The sequence below is a fragment of the Leisingera sp. ANG-S5 genome (assembly GCF_000813925.1).
In the GTDB taxonomy this organism is placed as follows: Bacteria; Pseudomonadota; Alphaproteobacteria; order Rhodobacterales; family Rhodobacteraceae; genus Leisingera.
Genome location: NZ_JWLH01000032.1, coordinates 1 through 1,021 on the forward strand (window position 1 = coordinate 1; position 1,021 = coordinate 1,021).

1 protein-coding gene is annotated in these 1,021 nt (G+C 65.5%); it reads left to right on the forward strand.

Annotated elements, in window-relative coordinates; genetic code table 11:
- Positions 1-1,021: peptidoglycan D,D-transpeptidase FtsI family protein (locus tag RA25_RS21950; RefSeq protein ID WP_039175043.1), on the forward strand; the 1,021-nt coding region annotated here is incomplete at both ends.

The following is a 1,021-nucleotide window of genomic DNA, read 5'->3' on the forward strand; positions in this document are numbered from 1 at the left end:
GCAGGCCCGCCAGCGCGCCGAAGGGCGGCTTCTGGTGCTGGGGTTGTTCTTTGTTTGCGCCTTCGGGGCGATCATCGCCCGCATGGGCATGACCGCAGTGTCGGAACCGGCCGAGCCCGTTGCCAGCGTCCCCGGCGCCGCCATCGCCGCGCAGCGCGCCGATATCGTTGACCGCAACGGCAGCCTGCTGGCCACCAATTTCGAAACCCATTCCCTTTACGCCCAGCCGCCGCAGATGATTGACCCGGTGGGGGCGGCTGAGAAACTGGTCGAGATCTTCCCTGACCTCGACCGCGAGCGCCTGATCAAGGACTTCACCGGCAAGCGCAAGTTCCTGTGGGTGAAGAAGAAAATCAGCCCAGAGCAGCTCCAGGCGGTGCATGATATCGGCGATCCCGGCCTGATGTTCGGCCCCCGCGAAATGCGCCTGTATCCCAACGGCAGTCTGGCCGCGCATGTGCTGGGCGGGGCCGGGTTCGGCAAGGAAGGCGTGAACGCGGCTGAGGTGATCGGCGTTGCCGGTGTCGAACGCCAGTTCGACGACTACCTGCGCGACCCGGCCAATGCGGGCAAACCGCTGCAGCTGTCGCTGGACCTCACCGTGCAGGCGGCGGCGGAGCAGGTGCTTTATGGCGGCATGAAGCTGATGAACGCCAAAGGAGCCACCTCGATCCTGATGGACGCTCACACAGGCGAAGTGATCTCGGTGGTCTCCTTCCCGGACTTCGACCCCAACGACCGGCCGCGGCCGCCGACCTCCGGTTTTGACCCCTCCGACAGCCCGCTGTTCAACCGCGCGGTGCAGGGCGTGTATGAACTCGGCTCCACCTTCAAGATCTTCACCGCCGCCCAGGCGATGGACCTCGGCCTGGTCAACGCCGACACCGTGATCGACACCCGCGGGCCGCTGCGGTGGGGCCGCTTTGCGATCCGCGATTTCCGCAACTACGGAAACGAGATGTCGGTGACCAAGATCATCGTCAAATCCTCCAACATCGGCACCGCGCGGCTGGCGCAGCAG